This window comes from Sulfuriferula sp. AH1 (assembly GCF_002162035.1).
In the GTDB taxonomy this organism is placed as follows: Bacteria; Pseudomonadota; Gammaproteobacteria; order Burkholderiales; family Sulfuriferulaceae; genus Sulfuriferula.
Map to the genome: position 1 here is coordinate 1,484,784 of NZ_CP021138.1, position 15,679 is coordinate 1,500,462.

A 15,679-nucleotide genomic window follows, 5' to 3' on the forward strand; every position below is an offset into this window, starting at 1 on the left:
TTAACTTGTAATGATTCCAATAAGAGTAACCAAATCGCCATGTGACAACCCGGAGAAATTGCTGGTGAACATGAGAATTAACGCAAGCAGCGGACTCAGTATCAATCCCAGCCATCCGATGAACATCAAAGCCAGCAAAATATAAAAACCATAAGGCTCGATCTGGGCATAACGATAAGCATATCGATTAGGCAGCAAACTAAGCGCAATTCGTCCACCATCCAGCGGCGGCAATGGCAACAGGTTCAATGCCATCAGGATCGCATTGATAAATATTCCTGCTGCTCCCATAAGTGCCATAGGCTGGGTATAGTTATCGCCCATACTGATGCCGAGCTTGATAATCAGCGCCCAGAAAACCGCCATGATCAGATTGGCAGCAGGTCCCGCCAGTGCCACCCAAAGCATATTGCGTTTGGGATGATGCAATGCGCCAAAATTGACCGGCACAGGCTTTGCCCAACCAAATAAAATAAAACCGCCGCCCAACAATTTACTCATTAACAAAATCGACAACGGCACCAGTATCGTGCCTACCAGGTCGATGTGCTTCAATGGGTTCAAGGTCACCCTGCCCAGCATCCACGCGGTCTTATCGCCGAAATATTTGGCTACATAGCCATGCGCTGCTTCATGCAGCGTAATCGCAAAAATGACGGGGATCGCCCAAACAGTAATTTTTTGTATCAGGTTGAGTTCCATTTAATCCAATCCAAAAGGTGCTAAATCACCGCATCCGGCTCGCAACAATTGCGGCTCGCCGTGGCTTAAATCTATGACAGTAGTCGGCTCGATACCACAAGCACCCGCATCCAGAATTAAATCCAGCTGATGTTCGAGTTGATCGCGAATGTTATCGGCTTCATGCATAGGCATGGTTTCGCCTGGCAAAATCAGCGTCATCGTCAACAAAGGCTCATCCAGTTCAACCAATAACGCCTGGGTAATCGGATGATCGGGTACACGCAGGCCTATTGTATTACGTTTGGGATGCTGCAAGCGCTTAGGCACTTCACGGGTAGCTTCAAGGATGAAGGTATAACTGCCTGGCGTATTGGCTTTAAGCAGACGAAACTGCTGATTATCTACCCTTGCATATACCGCAATCTCGGATAAGTCACGACACATCAAGGTAAAATGATGCTTGTCATCCACGCCGCGCAATGCGCGAATCCTATCCTGCGCATGCTTGTCTCCCAAATGGCAGGCAATTGCATAACTGGAATCCGTCGGCAACGCGATCACGCCGCCATCGCGCAGGATAGCAACCGCCTGCTTGATTAAACGCGGTTGAGGGTTATCCGGGTGAAGTGTAAAAAACTGCGCCATTATTCACAATTCCAGTTTTGCCAAATCGGCGTGCACATCGTCGGCAACGGTGGCAACCGCCCAATATCGCGATATCCTTCCCCCGGCGCATGGAAATCCGATCCCCGCGAACTCAACAAACCGAACTTCTGTGCCAAATTGGCAAAATGCGGGTATTGTTCAGGCGTATGACTGCCGGTAACCACTTCTATGCCTTCGCCGCCCACTGACTTGAAGACTTCCAGCAATTCATGCATTTTACCGCTGCCCATCTGATAACGACCGGGATGCGCGAGCACGGCTTGTCCGCCGCTGGCGCGTATCCAGCTGACCGCATCGACAATATCGGCCCATTGATGGGATACGTAGCCCGGCTTGCCTTTAACCAGGTATTTTTTAAATACCGTACGTACGTCTTTGACCAAACCTCGCGCCACCATGTAACGAGCGAAATGCATGCGCCCGATCAGGTTCGGATTCTCCGCATGCTGATAGGCACCCGCCAGGCTGTCAGGAATCCCTGCTTTGGCAAGCTGCTCGGCCATTCGAATGGCGCGCTCACCCCGCCCGGTACGAATGGCTGCCAATCCGGCTACGAGTTCAGGATGATCGGGATCGATATTCAATCCGACGATGTGCAAGGTATGCGTACCCCAGCTCACCGAAATCTCAACACCATTAATTAGACGCACGCCCAATTCATTTGCTGCCATCCGCGCTTGCGGCAGACCAGCCACATCGTCATGATCTGTCAGCGCCAGCACCGTCACCCCTTGACCGGCGGCGCGAGCGACCAAATCGACGGGCGGCAACATGCCATCGGATACGTTAGAATGGCAGTGCAAATCAATATTTTGCGCGGACATAATTTGTTTACTTGTGGACTAAGGGCAAATCATAGCAAAATACAAGCTCACTCACTATCTCAGTATTATAGAATATGGCAATTCCAGCAGAAATTCGTACGACCTTCGAAGAAGCCAACCGTATCGTACAACAAACTTTCCAGGAATCGGGCATACAATCAGGTTCACAGGTTACACCCGATCAGTTAGGAGAAGCGATTAGCCAGTTTTTGTTCGTATTTGATAAACTCGATAACGAACATGGCGAGAGTGGGCCGATCTTGTTCGACGATGTCAATCAGCTCGGTGACCACGCAATCGGTTTTTTGATGGACTTAGCCTATTGGGCAGAGCGCCTGCGTCTGCCTAAATCTAAAATGGACATTGAAAAAACCGCTTTGGGTGTAGCGCACTGGATTATTCGTCATGAAGGCGAACTGCGCACGCTGGAACCCCTGGTCAACAGTCTCGCAGCCAGCGCCAATTTGACACAGGATCCTGCTACGCTCAAAGCGCTCGTTCAAGTGATTGGCGACATCATCGAACATGCAGCACCAGGCATTAAATCTGATTTGGAAAAACACGACGCTACCCGCCCATGGCGTATCCTGAATTTTAATTATGCCATCGTAGCTACCCGCACCCAGGACACAGAGCTAATGAGCAAAGCATTTGATACTCTGGGCCACAATCTGCCGGAAGACTGCCCTGCATTTTTTGAACAGGGCCTGCAACAGGCGCAAAAAGAATCCTACAGCCCAGCCGTGCGCGAAATGCTGCAGGAACACTTTAATCGCTGGGCGACGAGACATTAAGCCATGAAATACTTATTCGATTTCTTTCCTATTCTGCTATTTTTTATTGCCTATAAGTTTGGTGGCATCTATGTCGCCACCAGCGTCGGCATCGCCGCAAGCTTTGTTCAGATCGGCTGGCTGCTGCTGCGCGGTAAAAAAGTAGACACGATGATGTGGCTAAGCCTGGCGATAATTGTCGTCTTTGGTGGCGCAACTTTATTATTTCATGACGAAACCTTTATCAAGTGGAAACCGACAGTCCTGTACTGGATGTTTGCATTAGGCCTGCTGGTCAGCTCGGTACTTTTCAAGAAAAACGTCATTCGCACCATGATGGGCGAGCAAATCACTCTCCCGGAACCTGTCTGGCGCAATCTTAATCTGAGCTGGGTGCTCTTTTTTATAGTAATGGGTCTTGCAAACCTCTATGTTGCCTTCACCTTCAATACGGATACTTGGGTGAATTTCAAATTATTCGGCAGCACTGCTATGATGTTCCTGTTTATCATCGGACAAGGCATCGTACTCAATAAATATGTGGATGACAAAAAACCATGAGTAACTGGTATGCCATTATTGGAGAAGATGTGCCAGGTAGCCTGGAAAAACGCATGAACGCGCGTCCAGGCCATATCTCCCGGCTGCAAATCCTGCAAGATCAGGGCAGATTGCTTGTTGCCGGCCCCTTTCCCGCAATAGACAGCATGGATCCAGGTCCGGCAGGATTCAGCGGCAGCCTGATCATCGCAGAGTTCGATTCTCTTGCAGCTGCACAAGCATGGGCTGATACTGACCCTTATATAAGCGCGGGCGTCTATGCAAGCGTCACAGTTAAACCATACAAGAAAGTCCTTCCCGCATGAATACTGTGGAACTAATGCAGGAAAAACTAGCCATACTGCAACCAAGCCTGCTGGAAATCGAAGACGAAAGCGCACAACACGCCGGCCATGCTGGTGCCAAAAGCGGCGGCGGACATTACCGCTTACACATCGTCTCCCAGGCTTTTGCACAACAAAATACTTTAGCGCGTCATCGCTTGGTATATGCAACACTGGGCAATTTAATGCAAAATAAAATTCACGCGCTAAGCATCACAGCGTATAGCCCTGAAGAAATTTAATAACTCACCCAAAGGAAGACAAATGCACTTAAAAAAAATAGCTATCGCTACCGTTTGCGCACTTGGATTGACTGCGCTCACCGGTTGTAATGCTGCCGAAGATAATAAAACAGCAACCGCAAAAACTCCTGCAAGCACCAATTCCAAAGCATTTGCGGTCATCAATGGCGTTGCCATTCCTCAAGCGCAGTTCGACGTTCTCAAGCAGGACCGTGCCGCGCAAGGCCAGCCCATGAACGATCAGACATCCGCCGCCTTACGCGACAGCCTGATCAATGCCGAGATCCTGGCTCAGGAAGCCAAGAAAAAAGGTCTGGACAAGGACCCAACCATTCAAACCCGTCTTGATTTAGCCAAAACCCAGATGTTGGCCCAAGCGTTCATTGCTGACTATGTCAAATCGCATCCGATTACCGAAGAAGCGATGAAAGCCGAATACGAACGTGTCAAAGGCATGATGGGCACCAAGGAATACGAAGTTCAACACATCCTCGTTGATAACGAAGCTGAAGCCAAAGACATCATCGCCCAGCTAGGCAAAAAAGCCAAATTTGAAGACTTGGCCAAGAAAAAATCCAAAGACTCCTCAGCAGCGAACGGCGGAAAATTGGGTTGGGTTGCTCCGGGCAATCTGGTTAAGGAATTCTCCGATGCCATGGTACAGCTGAAAAAAGGCGAATATACAAAAACGCCAGTCCATACCAAATTCGGTTGGCACATTATCCGTGTCGATGATATCCGCGATCTGAAACTGCCACCTTACGATCAAATTAAAGATCAGTTGCGTACCGATATGGAACAGCAAGCAGTGAAAAAACTAGTTACAGATTTACGAGCAGGTGCTAAAGTAGAATAATCAATGATGTAGCTCGCGCCTGATTCATCCAGTGATCAATCAGGCGCGATTTATCCCGACTTAAGTGGATGACTAAAAATGAAAAACTTACAAGATCAATTTCTCAATGCCCTGCGTAAAGAGCATGTACTCGTTTCCGTGTTTCTGGTAAACGGCATTAAACTGGTTGGAAAAATTGAATCCTTTGATCAATACATGGTAATGCTAAAAGGCCATGACAATGTCAGCCAGGCTATTTTCAAACACGCCATCTCCACACTTTCACCTTCACGGCAAATCAACATCGATACCAACCCCGTGGAATAGCCACTGATTGTATTCAATAAAAAAGCGCACTTCAAAGTGCGCTTTTTTATTGAACCATGCATGGCGGAGAAGGCGGGATTCGAACCCGCGTTGGGATATTATCCCAAACACGCTTTCCAGGCGTGCGACTTAAACCACTCATCCACCTCTCCTTATTTCCGGAGTTGCTGAACAACCCCAGAAAGTCCGCTAGGATACCGTATATAGGCACCCAGAGCAAGGTTTTCTGTTTACTCCCTGTCTTATCTTTGTAAAAATTGGTATCATTAGCAAATGTTCATATATGCAAACTGTGGCTGATGGCGCACGCGGAACTCTCCCTGCTTGAGCAGCTTTCTACCAATAGCTCACCCTACTCCGATCCATTGACTCGCCTGGATTGGGAAGGTCTTGACTTGACTCGTCCATGGTTACCGGAAGAAGCTGTATCCTTATTCGGTTTACCCGAATACACGGCATTGCCTGAAGCGATCCGCACCCGTTTATCGCAATATGAATTTACCGGATTCATCCAGGCAGGAATTTGGCTGGAAGCAATTTTCATTGAACGTTTATCAAAAAATCTCAAACATACTCAATCAACTCAGGAACTGGCATATTACCTCCATGAAATTCGGGAAGAATCAGGTCATAGTCTGATGTTCCTCAAATTGATGGAAAACAGTGGGCTAAGGCTACCAGGAATATGGCGCAACCGGCCTTTTATAGCCGATTTCCTCGGACGTCACACACCGCTTAACACGACGCTCTTCTGGCTGGCAGTCACCATAGGCGAGGAAGTACCCGATCGGCTCAATCGTTATGTACGTACCCAAGGGCATGATAAAGTCGAGGGTGTCATCCATCAGATGTGCACTTTGCACATCATTGACGAAGCGCGCCATATCGCCCATGCACGCAGCGCGCTGGAAGCAAGTTTGGCGCACTGCGGCAAACTGGAACGCAAATTGCTCACGCCCATCGTCAATTTATTGATTCGCCAATTTGTGCGCACCTTCTATTTGCCTGGCGCGGACGTTTATGAGCTGGCAGGCCTCAATCCCGGTAAACAGTGGCGGGAGATGGCTCGCAAGAACCCGGCACGCAATGAGTTTATTCTGAAATGCCTGAATCCGACACTGCACATGCTGCGCAGCCACGGTTTTGCGGTGGCTGATCCGGTCTTATAAAACACTGGCGGTGCATCGAGGCTCCACGCCAGTTTTCAATACCGTATTTTTCTGGCTAAATCGCCGCTTCACCATTCTCACCAGTACGGATACGGACCACCTGTTCAACATCGGTCACGAATATCTTGCCGTCACCGATTTTCCCGGTACACGCTGACGTCACTATGGTTTCCACAGCCTGATCTGCCAAAGCGTCAGCCACCACAAGTTCGATTTTTACCTTAGGCAGGAAATCAACTACATACTCAGCACCGCGGTACAATTCGGTATGCCCCTTTTGACGACCGAATCCCTTGACCTCGGTTACCGTTAAGCCAGTCACACCGATTTCAGATAAAGCTTCACGCACCTCATCCAGTTTGAACGGCTTGATAATAGCGTCTATTTTCTTCATTTTATTTGCTCCTCGGCAGAGTTGAATCTGTTTGTTATCGGATATCGCCTGTCTTTCCCAAATGCGCGTGTGGTAATACGCGTACCCACGGCAGCCTGGCGGCGTTTGTATTCGCTTCTATCTATCATGCGCACTACACGCCCTACTTCCTCCGCATTAAATCCTGCGGCCACTATTTTCGCAACACTTTCATCGCGTTCTACATAACGTTCGATAATGGCATCCAGGATTGCATATTCAGGCAACGAGTCCTGATCGGTCTGGTCAGGTCGCAATTCGGCCGATGGCGGACGATCAATTATTCGTTGCGGGATAACCGGACTTAATTGATTGCGATAATGACTCAATCGATAGACCAATGTCTTGGGCACATCACGCAAAACGGCAAAACCACCCGCCATATCGCCATACAACGTTGCGTAACCCACCGCCATCTCTGATTTATTACCCGTGGTAATCACGAGCTGGCCAAATTTATTCGATAATGCCATCAGCAACATGCCGCGAACTCGCGCCTGGATATTCTCTTCCGTCAAATCAAACGGCTTATCGGCAAACACGGGAGCAAGGCTGGATAAAAACTGCTCGAACAACGGCTTGATCGGCAATTCGCTGTACTTTACCCCCAGTGGGGTTACCATGGTGCGAGAATCGGCAATGCTGATATCCGCGGTGAATTCGGACGGCATCATGACTGCATGCACTTTATCCGCCCCAAGTGCATCCACGGCTATCGCCAGGGTCAGCGCGGAATCTATTCCTCCCGACAAACCCAGCAATACGCCAGGGAAACGATTCTTGCGTACATAGTCCTGCAACCCGAGCACGAGTGCCTGATAAACGCTGGCTTCCACTGTGGGCGCGGGGCAGATTTCCGACTTGACCGGCGAAAGCCCATCCAGCTCGACGTAGTAAACGGCCTCGCTAAAGCAGGGAAATTGATTGGTCAGTCGGCCATTCGCGTCCATGGTGAACGACCCGCCATCGAATACCAGTTCATCTTGCCCACCCACCAGATTGCAATACAGCATGGCCAGATCGGTTTCCTGAATGCGCTTACGAACTACCGCGTAACGCTCTTCCTGCTTGGCAATATGGTACGGCGACGCATTCAGCACGAGCAATACATCGGCATTGGCTCCGGCCGCGCACTGTGGCGCCTCGCAATGCCAGACATCCGCACAGATATTTACGCCGAAACGTATGCCATCCTGCTCGAATACGCATGCTGCAGTGCCTGGCGTAAAATAACGCACCTCATCAAACACGGTGTGATTGGGCAAACTCTGCTTATGATACGTTGCAATGATAGCGCCATCACGCAACACGGACGCTGCGTTATAGCGATGCTTATCCTGTCTGACCGGATGGCCAACTACCAGAGTAATGCCATACGAGAATGCAAGCAAACGTTCCAGCGCATGATCGATTTGCTGATAGAAATCATCCCGTAATAGCAAATCCTCGGGCGGATAACCCGACAATGCCAATTCCGGAGTAAGCAGTATCCCGGCATGTGCCAGTTTTGCTTTGGTAGCGGCATCAATGATCTTGGCGGCGTTACCTGTAATATCGCCGACCGTGGCGTTGATTTGCGCCAAGGCGACTTTCATCGTTGCATCGCCCGCTGTACGGCCAGCCCCATCTCGGCGGGGGAAGCCGCAACTACTACGCCGGCATCGGCCAGTGCGCGAATTTTCGCCTCTGCCGTTCCGCTGCCACCCGCAATGATCGCGCCTGCATGCCCCATGCGTTTGCCTTTAGGTGCTGTCTGTCCAGCAATATAAGCGGCCACCGGTTTGGTGATGTGATGCTTGATATAATCAGCAGCCTCTTCTTCACGGGTACCGCCGATTTCACCGACCATGATGATCGCCTCGGTTTCCGCATCGGCTTCGAACATCGCCAGGCAATCGATGAAATCGAGGCCTTTAATGGGATCGCCGCCAATACCGACACAAGTCGTCTGCCCCAGACCCAGCTGGGTTGTCTGGTGCACTGCTTCATAAGTGAGCGTACCCGAACGAGAAACGATACCGACTTTGCCCCGTTGATGAATAAACCCGGGCATGATGCCGATTTTGCACTCGTCCGGCGTAATCACGCCGGGACAATTAGGACCGATCAGTTTAGCTTTATTAGCCCGCAATGCCGCCTTGACATTAAGCATGTCCAGCACAGGAATACCCTCGGTAATGCAAACAATCAGTTCGATGCCCGCATCGGCTGCTTCCATAATCGAATCCGCGGCATAATTGGCGGGCACATAAATCACACTTGCATTTGCACCGCTCTGATGTACCGCCTCACGCACTGTATTGAAAACAGGCAAATCCAGATGGCGCTGACCACCTTTGCCCGGCGTAACACCGCCTACCATCCGGGTACCATATGCAATAGCCTGCTCTGAATGGAATGTCCCTTGCTTGCCGGTAAACCCCTGACAAATAACTTTTGTATTTTTATTGACGAGTATGCTCATAACGTTGCACCTTTTACTGCTGTTACGGCACGTTGCGCCGCATCAGTCAAACCATCAGCAGTAATAATATCCAATCCGCTTGCAGCCAGTTTCTGTTTACCCAAGTCGACGTTGGTACCTTCCAGACGTACCACAACAGGTACCGTCACCCCTACTTCTTTCACTGCGGTGATAATGCCGTCCGCAATGATATCGCAGCGCATGATCCCGCCAAAAATATTCACCAGTACCGCCTTTACCTGACTATCGGAAAGAATGATCTTGAATGCCTTGGCAACGGTCTCGGCAGTCGCCCCGCCGCCTACATCCAGAAAGTTGGCCGGCTCGCCGCCATGCAGTTTAATCAGATCCATCGTCGCCATCGCCAAACCTGCGCCATTCACCATGCAGCCGATATTGCCAGTGAGCGCGATGTAATTCAGGCCGGCTTCCTGGGCAGCCACTTCTTTACTGTCGATTTGCGTATCATCGCGCATATCGGCAAATTTCTTTTGGCGTCCCAATGCATTGTCGTCGAGCGCCATTTTGCAATCGAGCGCGACCATGCGTCCGCCCTGTGTAATCACCAGCGGATTTATTTCCAGCAGGCTCAGATCCGATTCGATAAAAAGCTTGTACAGCGCCCGCAGCATACGGGTAAGGTCGCCGACGTGGTTTCCCGACAAACCCAGCCCGAAGGCCAGATTGCGGCACTGGAATTCCTGCAGACCTAAAATGGGATCGCAATATTCCCGCAATATCTGTTCAGGGCTGGTTTGAGCGACTTCCTCGATCTCCATGCCACCGGCGCTGGAAGCGACCACGGCGACACGTTCGGATTCCCGATCAACTAGCAAGCTAAGGTAGAGTTCACGTGTGATATCCAGCGTTTCTTCAACCAGCAAACGCCCTACCCACTGACCTTCAGGCCTATTTTGATAGGTAACCAGATGCGTACCTAACAATGCCGATGCAGCTTCACGCAACGCCTCCAGTGATTTAACCAGACGCACGCCGCCTGCTTTACCGCGGCCGCCTGCGTGAATCTGGGCTTTAACCACCCATGATTCCCCACCGAGATAACCGGTCGCGGCCAATTCAGCGTGAGAAGGGTCCTCAACAACAATGCCACGTGGTGTATCGATATTAAATTCACGCAATAATTGCTTGGCTTGATATTCGTGTAAATTCATACGTGTTAGTTAATTTCTAATAAAATCATGTTAAAAATGAATAATTCAAGGCAATTGCAGGGTGAATATTCCTCCCTGATTCTTACCTTTATTATGCAATAATAATCCGCCTCGGCGCGCCTTATTTATATGTGCCCTGGCAATTATTTCTGCGAGAAACAATCCCAAACCCATCCCATCCGTATGCTGATTTGATAATGTTCCGATCGGATTATTCAAAATAGCCTGGGGAAAACCGTGACCATCGTCTTCCACCGTCAACAATAGCGCATTATCCGCCAAATTCGCCCGAATAACGATGCCTTTATCAGCATAACGCAAAGCGTTATGGACTGCATTGAGCATCGCCATTTCGATCAAATCACGATCAAAAAACCAGTAAGGCGGCGCATTCTCGATATCCATTTCAATTGCGATCCTGTTTCCTGCCAAAACTGCTGCGTTCTGCACGAACTCTTCAATGAAATCCGCCGGCGAATGCGCTTCAATATTGGGGATCAATCGCTCCGCCTGTAAATTGAACAGCATCAGCATCTGTTCCATGCAGTCATTCACGCGATGACACAATAATCGGGAATCACTGACGTCTATATTCTCGGATTTGATGGCGTCCAGCCGCAACATCAGCAATGCCATCAGATTCTTGATTTCATGAATATTCAAGGCAAACAGCATTTTTAGATCTATGGCGCTTACGTTATCCGTATTCATGCGACCTTCACCCCGAATTTAAGACTGACGTCCTTGAATAGTGCGCTGACTTTCTTGAACTTATCCAGATTGGCATGTTTGGCAGCATGTCCATTAATGAAGCTTCTGGCCAAAAACATATTGCCTTCATTCCAGCCGTTACGATCGCTGTCAACAATTAGCGCATGCGCCGCATTCAATGCGACCTGCACATTTTCCGGCATACGCTTTGAGGCCGCGACCAGCAAATCGATCGCTCCGGCCAGATCGCCGTTCTTGGCACGCAAAACGCCCTCGTTATTGAGCTTGATCACTTCGGTGACACTCTTTTCAATCAAGTCCTGGCTTTCGTTCCCACGCCCGACCTTATCCAGCATCTGCCGGACCATTTTCTGAATCTTTTCGTCATCATAGAAATTGCTGACGACATCCTTGACCAGCGCCCGCGCTTCGTCCTCTTCATCATTCAGGAAGCAGCTCTTGGCCAGATCGATGGAGACGGCATCAGACAAACGCAAACCATGCTCTTTCCTCACTTCCAGCGCCTTCGCTAACGCTTTTTGGGATTCGGCATGCCGGGCGGTTCCCTGATAAATCAGGCTTTCCATTACCGAACTGGCCAACTCGAGTTCCGGTGTATTCTCAAAGGATTTTTTCGCATCGCCTATCACATTCAGCGCCTCTTCGTATTTGTTATCATCCAGCAAGGCGCGCGATAAATTAACATAATCGTTATGCGACCGTGAAAAGGAATATTTACCCTTATTCACAACCAGACCGAATGCTTTTTGGGCTGTTTCCAGATCCCCGTTGCGGTAGGCCATCTCGCCTATCATGGTCTGACGTGACAACGTATTAGGAGAAATATCTACCGCCTTTTCAAGTATGTTTTGGGCTAATTCGGCATTACCCTGCTGTTCATGTGTCTGCGCCAATAAATCGTAAGCTCCCAGGTATTGCGGAGTATCCGCTATCGCCAGCTCCAGAGTCTCGATCGCTTCCGTAGATCGACCCGCCATGCTCAGCGTCTTTGCCAGACCGATACGTGCCCAGGGAATTGCCCTTGCGGCAATTATCTGTTCGTATAACAGACGCGCATCTTCATGCCGCCCCAAGGTAATCAGCAATTCCCCTTTTAATCTGATCAGATCAATTGCAAATTTATTTTTCAGATCCAGAATCCGGTCACACTCGGTAATAGCTTCTTCTGCTTTACCGCCGCCGATCAGCTCATAAATCGGCGCAAACACGTCTTTTTTTTCAAATACCCGCTCGACCCTGATCCGCATCGTTTCCGCTGTGAACGGTTTCAACAAATAATCATCGGGGGCCAGTTCGGCACATGACACCACTTTCTCGTAACCGCGTTCAGCCGTCACCATCAGAAATGCGACTGTGGGAGCTATCAGCGCACTCTTGCGCAGCTGCTCCAGAATTTGCTGTCCATCGCTACCATCCCCCAGGCAATAATCGCACACGATAAGATCAAAATCGCGCTGACGGATGCGGAACACGGCTTCATTCGCCGAATTCGACATTTCGCAACGCGTAATCCCGAAATTGCTTAACGTAGTCCGTAGTGACGAGCACATGGCAGGACTATCATCGATGATGAGTGCCCGTTTTTTGCCTAAATCGATCATGCCATCTCCCATTTCGTCAGCTTTATTATTGTATTAACGAGACAAATCTATATAGCGACCGGTGCTTTAATCGTGGGGTGCGGATCGTAACCCTGTAACTCAAAATCCTCAAAAGTGAATGCAAACAGGTCCTTGACTTCCGGATTGATATGCATCACCGGCAGCGCTCTCGGCGCACGGCTCAGTTGCTCACGCGCCTGCTCCAAATGGTTGGAATACAAATGCGCATCGCCCAGCGTATGAACGAAATCGCCCGCTTTCAGCCCGCTTACCTGCGCAACCATCATCGTCAGCAAAGCATAACTGGCGATATTGAACGGCACACCCAGGAATATATCCGCACTGCGCTGATAAAGTTGACAACTCAATTTGCCATCGGCCACATAGAACTGGAAAAAAGCATGACAAGGCGCCAACGCCATGCGGTCAAGTTCGGCGACATTCCATGCGGAGACGATGATGCGACGCGAGTCCGGATTATGTTTTAAGTCATGCAATATCCGCGCAATCTGGTCGATATGGCCGCCATCCGGGGTAGGCCAGCTGCGCCATTGCTTGCCGTAAACCGGCCCCAGATCGCCATTCTCATCTGCCCACTCATCCCAGATAGTGACCCCGTTTTCCTTCAGGTAACGAATGTTGGTGTCACCCTGCAAAAACCACAGCAACTCATGGATGATTGAGCGCAAATGACACTTTTTGGTCGTCACCAGCGGGAATCCCTGGCTCAAATCGAAACGCATTTGATAACCGAATACCGACACTGTACCTGTACCGGTACGATCGGATTTGACCGTACCGTGCTGTTGCACATGTCGCATCAGGTCTAAATATTGACGCATGATTACCCCTGTATTTGTAAATGACGTTTCATGGTATCAGCGATACCCTGCGCCATTTGTAGCCAACGTTGCGCCAACTCAGGCGACAGATGCGTGAGTAGCGTTTCTTCAAAAACCTGTAGCCAGCGATCGAATGCAGCCATGTTCAAATTCAATACGCGATGGCGCCCCAGCATATCGAATGGCCGCGGCCCATCGATTTTCCCGCCGAGTACGGTCCACCAGTAATCGGCAATCAATGCTTCATGCTCGCTGAAATCGCCCATGTTGGCAAAAAACGGGCTCATCATTGCATCCGCCTGCAGACGCCCGTAAAAATCATGCACCACGCGCTCCACATTGTCGCGTCCGATCTTATCGCACAGCGGCTCCAGCTTACGGCGTGGGGTAGGTTCGCCAATCTGCATCTATTAATCCTTGTAACGGTTGATATTGCTGCTTATATGCCATTTTACGGCTGTCGGCTATCCAGTAACCCAAATACAGATAAGGCAAACGGAATTGGCGCGCCAGATCGATTTGCCACAATACATTAAAGACTCCCAGACTGCGTGCGGGCAAATCCGGATTAAAAAAGGTATAAACCGAAGAGAACCCGTCAGCGACACGATCGACCACGCTCACCATCTGGACCTGATCGCCTTCGTGGAACGACAGCAAATAAGTATCAACCTGACTGGCTACCAGAAAATGCGTATATTGATCCCTGTCATCATGATCCATACCGCCGCCGGCATGCCGTGCAGCCTGATAACGCTGATACAGCACAAAATGCTCGGGATCGAAATAGGGCTGCTGCACGCTAACGGTCAATGCCGCATTGCGTTTAAGTACGCGGCGCTGCGTGCGGTTCGGCTCGAATTCATCGACCACGACCCGCACAGGCACGCAGGCGTGGCAGCCATCGCATTGGGGGCGGTAGGTAAATAGGCCGCTACGGCGAAATCCGGCACGGATAAGCTCGCTGTAAACCGCGCTATCGACCAGATGCGCAGGCGTCGCCACTTGCGAACGGGCGGTATGACCGGGTAGATAGCTGCATGGATACGGCTGGGTCAAATAAAATTGCAGCAGTACCGATGGCATGTCGTTTAATCGCTTCATTCGACTAAATCGCCCTCCAATTGCCAAGGCAAAGTCACGCCGGGTGCATGCACCCCCTCTGCCAATAACTGCATAAAGTCGGCTCGCGGAATCTCGCGCGCACCGAAACGCGCCAAATGCGCAGTATTCATCTGGCAGTCGATCACCTTGAATTGCCAGCGCTGTAACTGACGAACCAAATGCACGAATGCAATTTTAGACGCATCTGCAACCCGTGTGAACATCGATTCCCCGTAGAAAACCCGCCCTAACGCAATGCCGTACAACCCGCCTGCCAATTCCCCATTGATCCAGGTTTCGACGCTGTGCGCCACGCCTAACCGATGCAATTCCGTATAAGCCGCTATCATTTGCGGACTGATCCAGGTGCCATCCTGACCGGCGCGAGGCTGACTACAGCCTTCCATCACCTGCCTGAACGCAGTATCCACGCGAATTTCATACTGGTGCTTTCGCATCACCCGTTTCAGGGAATGCGGTACCCGCAATTCCTGCGGAAACAGCACCATCCGCGGGTCGAGACTCCACCATAAAATCGGCTGGTCCGCATTAAACCAGGGGAAAATCCCTCTCGAATAAGCCCCTATCAGCCATTCTGCGGATAAATCGCCTCCTGCTGCCAGAAGTCCGGCAGGTGCTGTCAGCGCCTGGGTAACTGGAGGGAAATCATCAACTGTTTTGAGCCACGGTAACATGTTTGTTATTTTACCTTAACCGGGATTAATTATTGCGTGACATAAAAAACACACAAGGCTTGACAAAAAATAATAAAGAGATATATTTATCCTAATACCCTGTTAAAAGAAAGGAAATGCCATGATGAACCTGTTTCATATGCTATTAACTTCCCGTATCGGCTTGATGAGCCTGTTCACCGTCGTTTTCGCCGTAGGCATGATGTCCTGGTTTACCTGGTGGTTCTTAAAGAAATCCAGAAACAAGTAACCG

General features: G+C 50.0%; 21 protein-coding genes and 1 tRNA gene. 8 read left to right on the top strand and 14 right to left on the bottom strand.

Annotated features, from left to right (window positions below):
* The 3 genes from CAP31_RS07510 to CAP31_RS07520 are packed head-to-tail and all read right to left on the bottom strand — an operon-like array spanning position 1 to position 2,174.
* Complete coding sequence (locus CAP31_RS07510) at positions 1–702, bottom strand: site-2 protease family protein (protein ID WP_087446974.1); 702 nt, start codon at positions 700–702, stop codon at positions 1–3.
* The gene (locus CAP31_RS07515) at positions 703–1,329 is read right to left on the bottom strand and encodes an L-threonylcarbamoyladenylate synthase (protein WP_087446975.1); all 627 of its coding nucleotides are present in this window, start codon (positions 1,327–1,329) and stop codon (positions 703–705) included.
* A complete protein-coding gene (locus CAP31_RS07520; RefSeq protein WP_087446976.1) occupies positions 1,329–2,174 on the bottom strand; it encodes a 3',5'-nucleoside bisphosphate phosphatase in 846 nt (281 codons plus the stop codon). Before CAP31_RS07520 ends, CAP31_RS07515 begins: the two co-directional genes overlap by 1 nt.
* 74 nt (positions 2,175–2,248) lie before the next feature.
* Here CAP31_RS07520 and CAP31_RS07525 point away from each other — a divergent pair, with 74 nt between their 5' ends.
* The 6 genes from CAP31_RS07525 to hfq all read left to right on the top strand — a co-directional run bounded on the left by CAP31_RS07525 (position 2,249) and on the right by hfq (position 5,235).
* Positions 2,249–2,968, top strand: a complete 720-nt coding sequence (locus CAP31_RS07525; protein WP_087446977.1) for a hypothetical protein — start codon at positions 2,249–2,251, stop codon at positions 2,966–2,968.
* A gap of 3 nt (positions 2,969–2,971) precedes the next feature.
* On the top strand, positions 2,972–3,508 hold the full coding sequence (locus tag CAP31_RS07530; protein WP_087446978.1) for a septation protein A: 537 nt from the start codon (positions 2,972–2,974) through the stop codon (positions 3,506–3,508).
* Positions 3,505–3,813 carry a YciI family protein gene (locus CAP31_RS07535; RefSeq protein ID WP_087446979.1) on the top strand — a complete coding sequence of 103 codons (309 nt, stop codon included), beginning with the start codon at positions 3,505–3,507 and terminating at the stop codon, positions 3,811–3,813. Before CAP31_RS07530 ends, CAP31_RS07535 begins: the two co-directional genes overlap by 4 nt.
* Positions 3,810–4,073, top strand: coding sequence for a BolA family transcriptional regulator (locus CAP31_RS07540; protein ID WP_087446980.1), 264 nt, complete (start codon positions 3,810–3,812; stop codon positions 4,071–4,073). Before CAP31_RS07535 ends, CAP31_RS07540 begins: the two co-directional genes overlap by 4 nt.
* 22 nt (positions 4,074–4,095) lie before the next feature.
* Positions 4,096–4,929, top strand: a complete 834-nt coding sequence (locus CAP31_RS07545; RefSeq protein WP_087446981.1) for a peptidylprolyl isomerase — start codon at positions 4,096–4,098, stop codon at positions 4,927–4,929.
* A 78-nt stretch (positions 4,930–5,007) separates the two neighbouring features.
* Positions 5,008–5,235 (top strand): RNA chaperone Hfq, encoded by a 228-nt coding sequence (hfq, locus tag CAP31_RS07550; RefSeq protein ID WP_087446982.1) that lies wholly within the window; start codon positions 5,008–5,010, stop codon positions 5,233–5,235.
* Positions 5,236–5,296: 61 nt separating this feature from the next.
* Here the strand turns inward: hfq and CAP31_RS07555 are convergent.
* Positions 5,297–5,387, bottom strand: a tRNA-Ser gene (locus tag CAP31_RS07555).
* Positions 5,388–5,534: 147 nt separating this feature from the next.
* On the opposite strand from CAP31_RS07555, the gene CAP31_RS07560 reads away from it, so the two are divergent.
* Complete coding sequence (locus CAP31_RS07560; protein ID WP_087446983.1) at positions 5,535–6,404, top strand: diiron oxygenase; 870 nt, start codon at positions 5,535–5,537, stop codon at positions 6,402–6,404.
* A 55-nt stretch (positions 6,405–6,459) separates the two neighbouring features.
* Here the strand turns inward: CAP31_RS07560 and CAP31_RS07565 are convergent, their stop codons facing one another.
* The 10 genes from CAP31_RS07565 to aat all read right to left on the bottom strand — a co-directional run bounded on the left by CAP31_RS07565 (position 6,460) and on the right by aat (position 15,426).
* The gene (locus tag CAP31_RS07565; RefSeq protein WP_087446984.1) at positions 6,460–6,798 is read right to left on the bottom strand and encodes a P-II family nitrogen regulator; all 339 of its coding nucleotides are present in this window, start codon (positions 6,796–6,798) and stop codon (positions 6,460–6,462) included.
* Entirely contained in the window at positions 6,795–8,411 is a 1,617-nt protein-coding gene (locus CAP31_RS07570; RefSeq protein ID WP_087446985.1) for an NAD+ synthase, read from the bottom strand. Before CAP31_RS07570 ends, CAP31_RS07565 begins: the two co-directional genes overlap by 4 nt.
* Positions 8,408–9,280: a succinate--CoA ligase subunit alpha gene (sucD, locus tag CAP31_RS07575; protein WP_087446986.1), complete on the bottom strand. Its 873-nt coding sequence runs from the start codon at positions 9,278–9,280 to the stop codon at positions 8,408–8,410. The genes CAP31_RS07570 and sucD overlap by 4 nt, the downstream gene beginning before the upstream one ends.
* The gene (sucC, locus tag CAP31_RS07580; protein WP_087446987.1) at positions 9,277–10,452 is read right to left on the bottom strand and encodes an ADP-forming succinate--CoA ligase subunit beta; all 1,176 of its coding nucleotides are present in this window, start codon (positions 10,450–10,452) and stop codon (positions 9,277–9,279) included. The genes sucD and sucC overlap by 4 nt, the downstream gene beginning before the upstream one ends.
* A 45-nt stretch (positions 10,453–10,497) precedes the next feature.
* Positions 10,498–10,995, bottom strand: coding sequence for a sensor histidine kinase KdpD (locus CAP31_RS07585; RefSeq protein WP_157662700.1), 498 nt, complete (start codon positions 10,993–10,995; stop codon positions 10,498–10,500).
* A 164-nt stretch (positions 10,996–11,159) separates the two neighbouring features.
* Entirely contained in the window at positions 11,160–12,785 is a 1,626-nt protein-coding gene (locus tag CAP31_RS07590) for a response regulator (protein ID WP_189836598.1), read from the bottom strand.
* Between the two features lie 47 nt (positions 12,786–12,832).
* Entirely contained in the window at positions 12,833–13,627 is a 795-nt protein-coding gene (locus CAP31_RS07595) for a thymidylate synthase (RefSeq protein WP_087446990.1), read from the bottom strand.
* A 2-nt stretch (positions 13,628–13,629) separates the two neighbouring features.
* Positions 13,630–14,034 carry a group III truncated hemoglobin gene (locus CAP31_RS07600; protein WP_087446991.1) on the bottom strand — a complete coding sequence of 135 codons (405 nt, stop codon included), beginning with the start codon at positions 14,032–14,034 and terminating at the stop codon, positions 13,630–13,632.
* Entirely contained in the window at positions 14,003–14,731 is a 729-nt protein-coding gene (locus CAP31_RS07605; protein ID WP_087446992.1) for an arginyltransferase, read from the bottom strand. The genes CAP31_RS07600 and CAP31_RS07605 overlap by 32 nt, the downstream gene beginning before the upstream one ends.
* Positions 14,728–15,426, bottom strand: coding sequence for a leucyl/phenylalanyl-tRNA--protein transferase (gene aat / locus CAP31_RS07610; protein WP_087446993.1), 699 nt, complete (start codon positions 15,424–15,426; stop codon positions 14,728–14,730). Before aat ends, CAP31_RS07605 begins: the two co-directional genes overlap by 4 nt.
* A gap of 121 nt (positions 15,427–15,547) precedes the next feature.
* On the opposite strand from aat, the gene CAP31_RS07615 reads away from it, so the two are divergent.
* A complete protein-coding gene (locus tag CAP31_RS07615; protein ID WP_087446994.1) occupies positions 15,548–15,676 on the top strand; it encodes a DUF3149 domain-containing protein in 129 nt (42 codons plus the stop codon).
* The last annotated feature ends 3 nt before the right edge of the window (positions 15,677–15,679 follow it).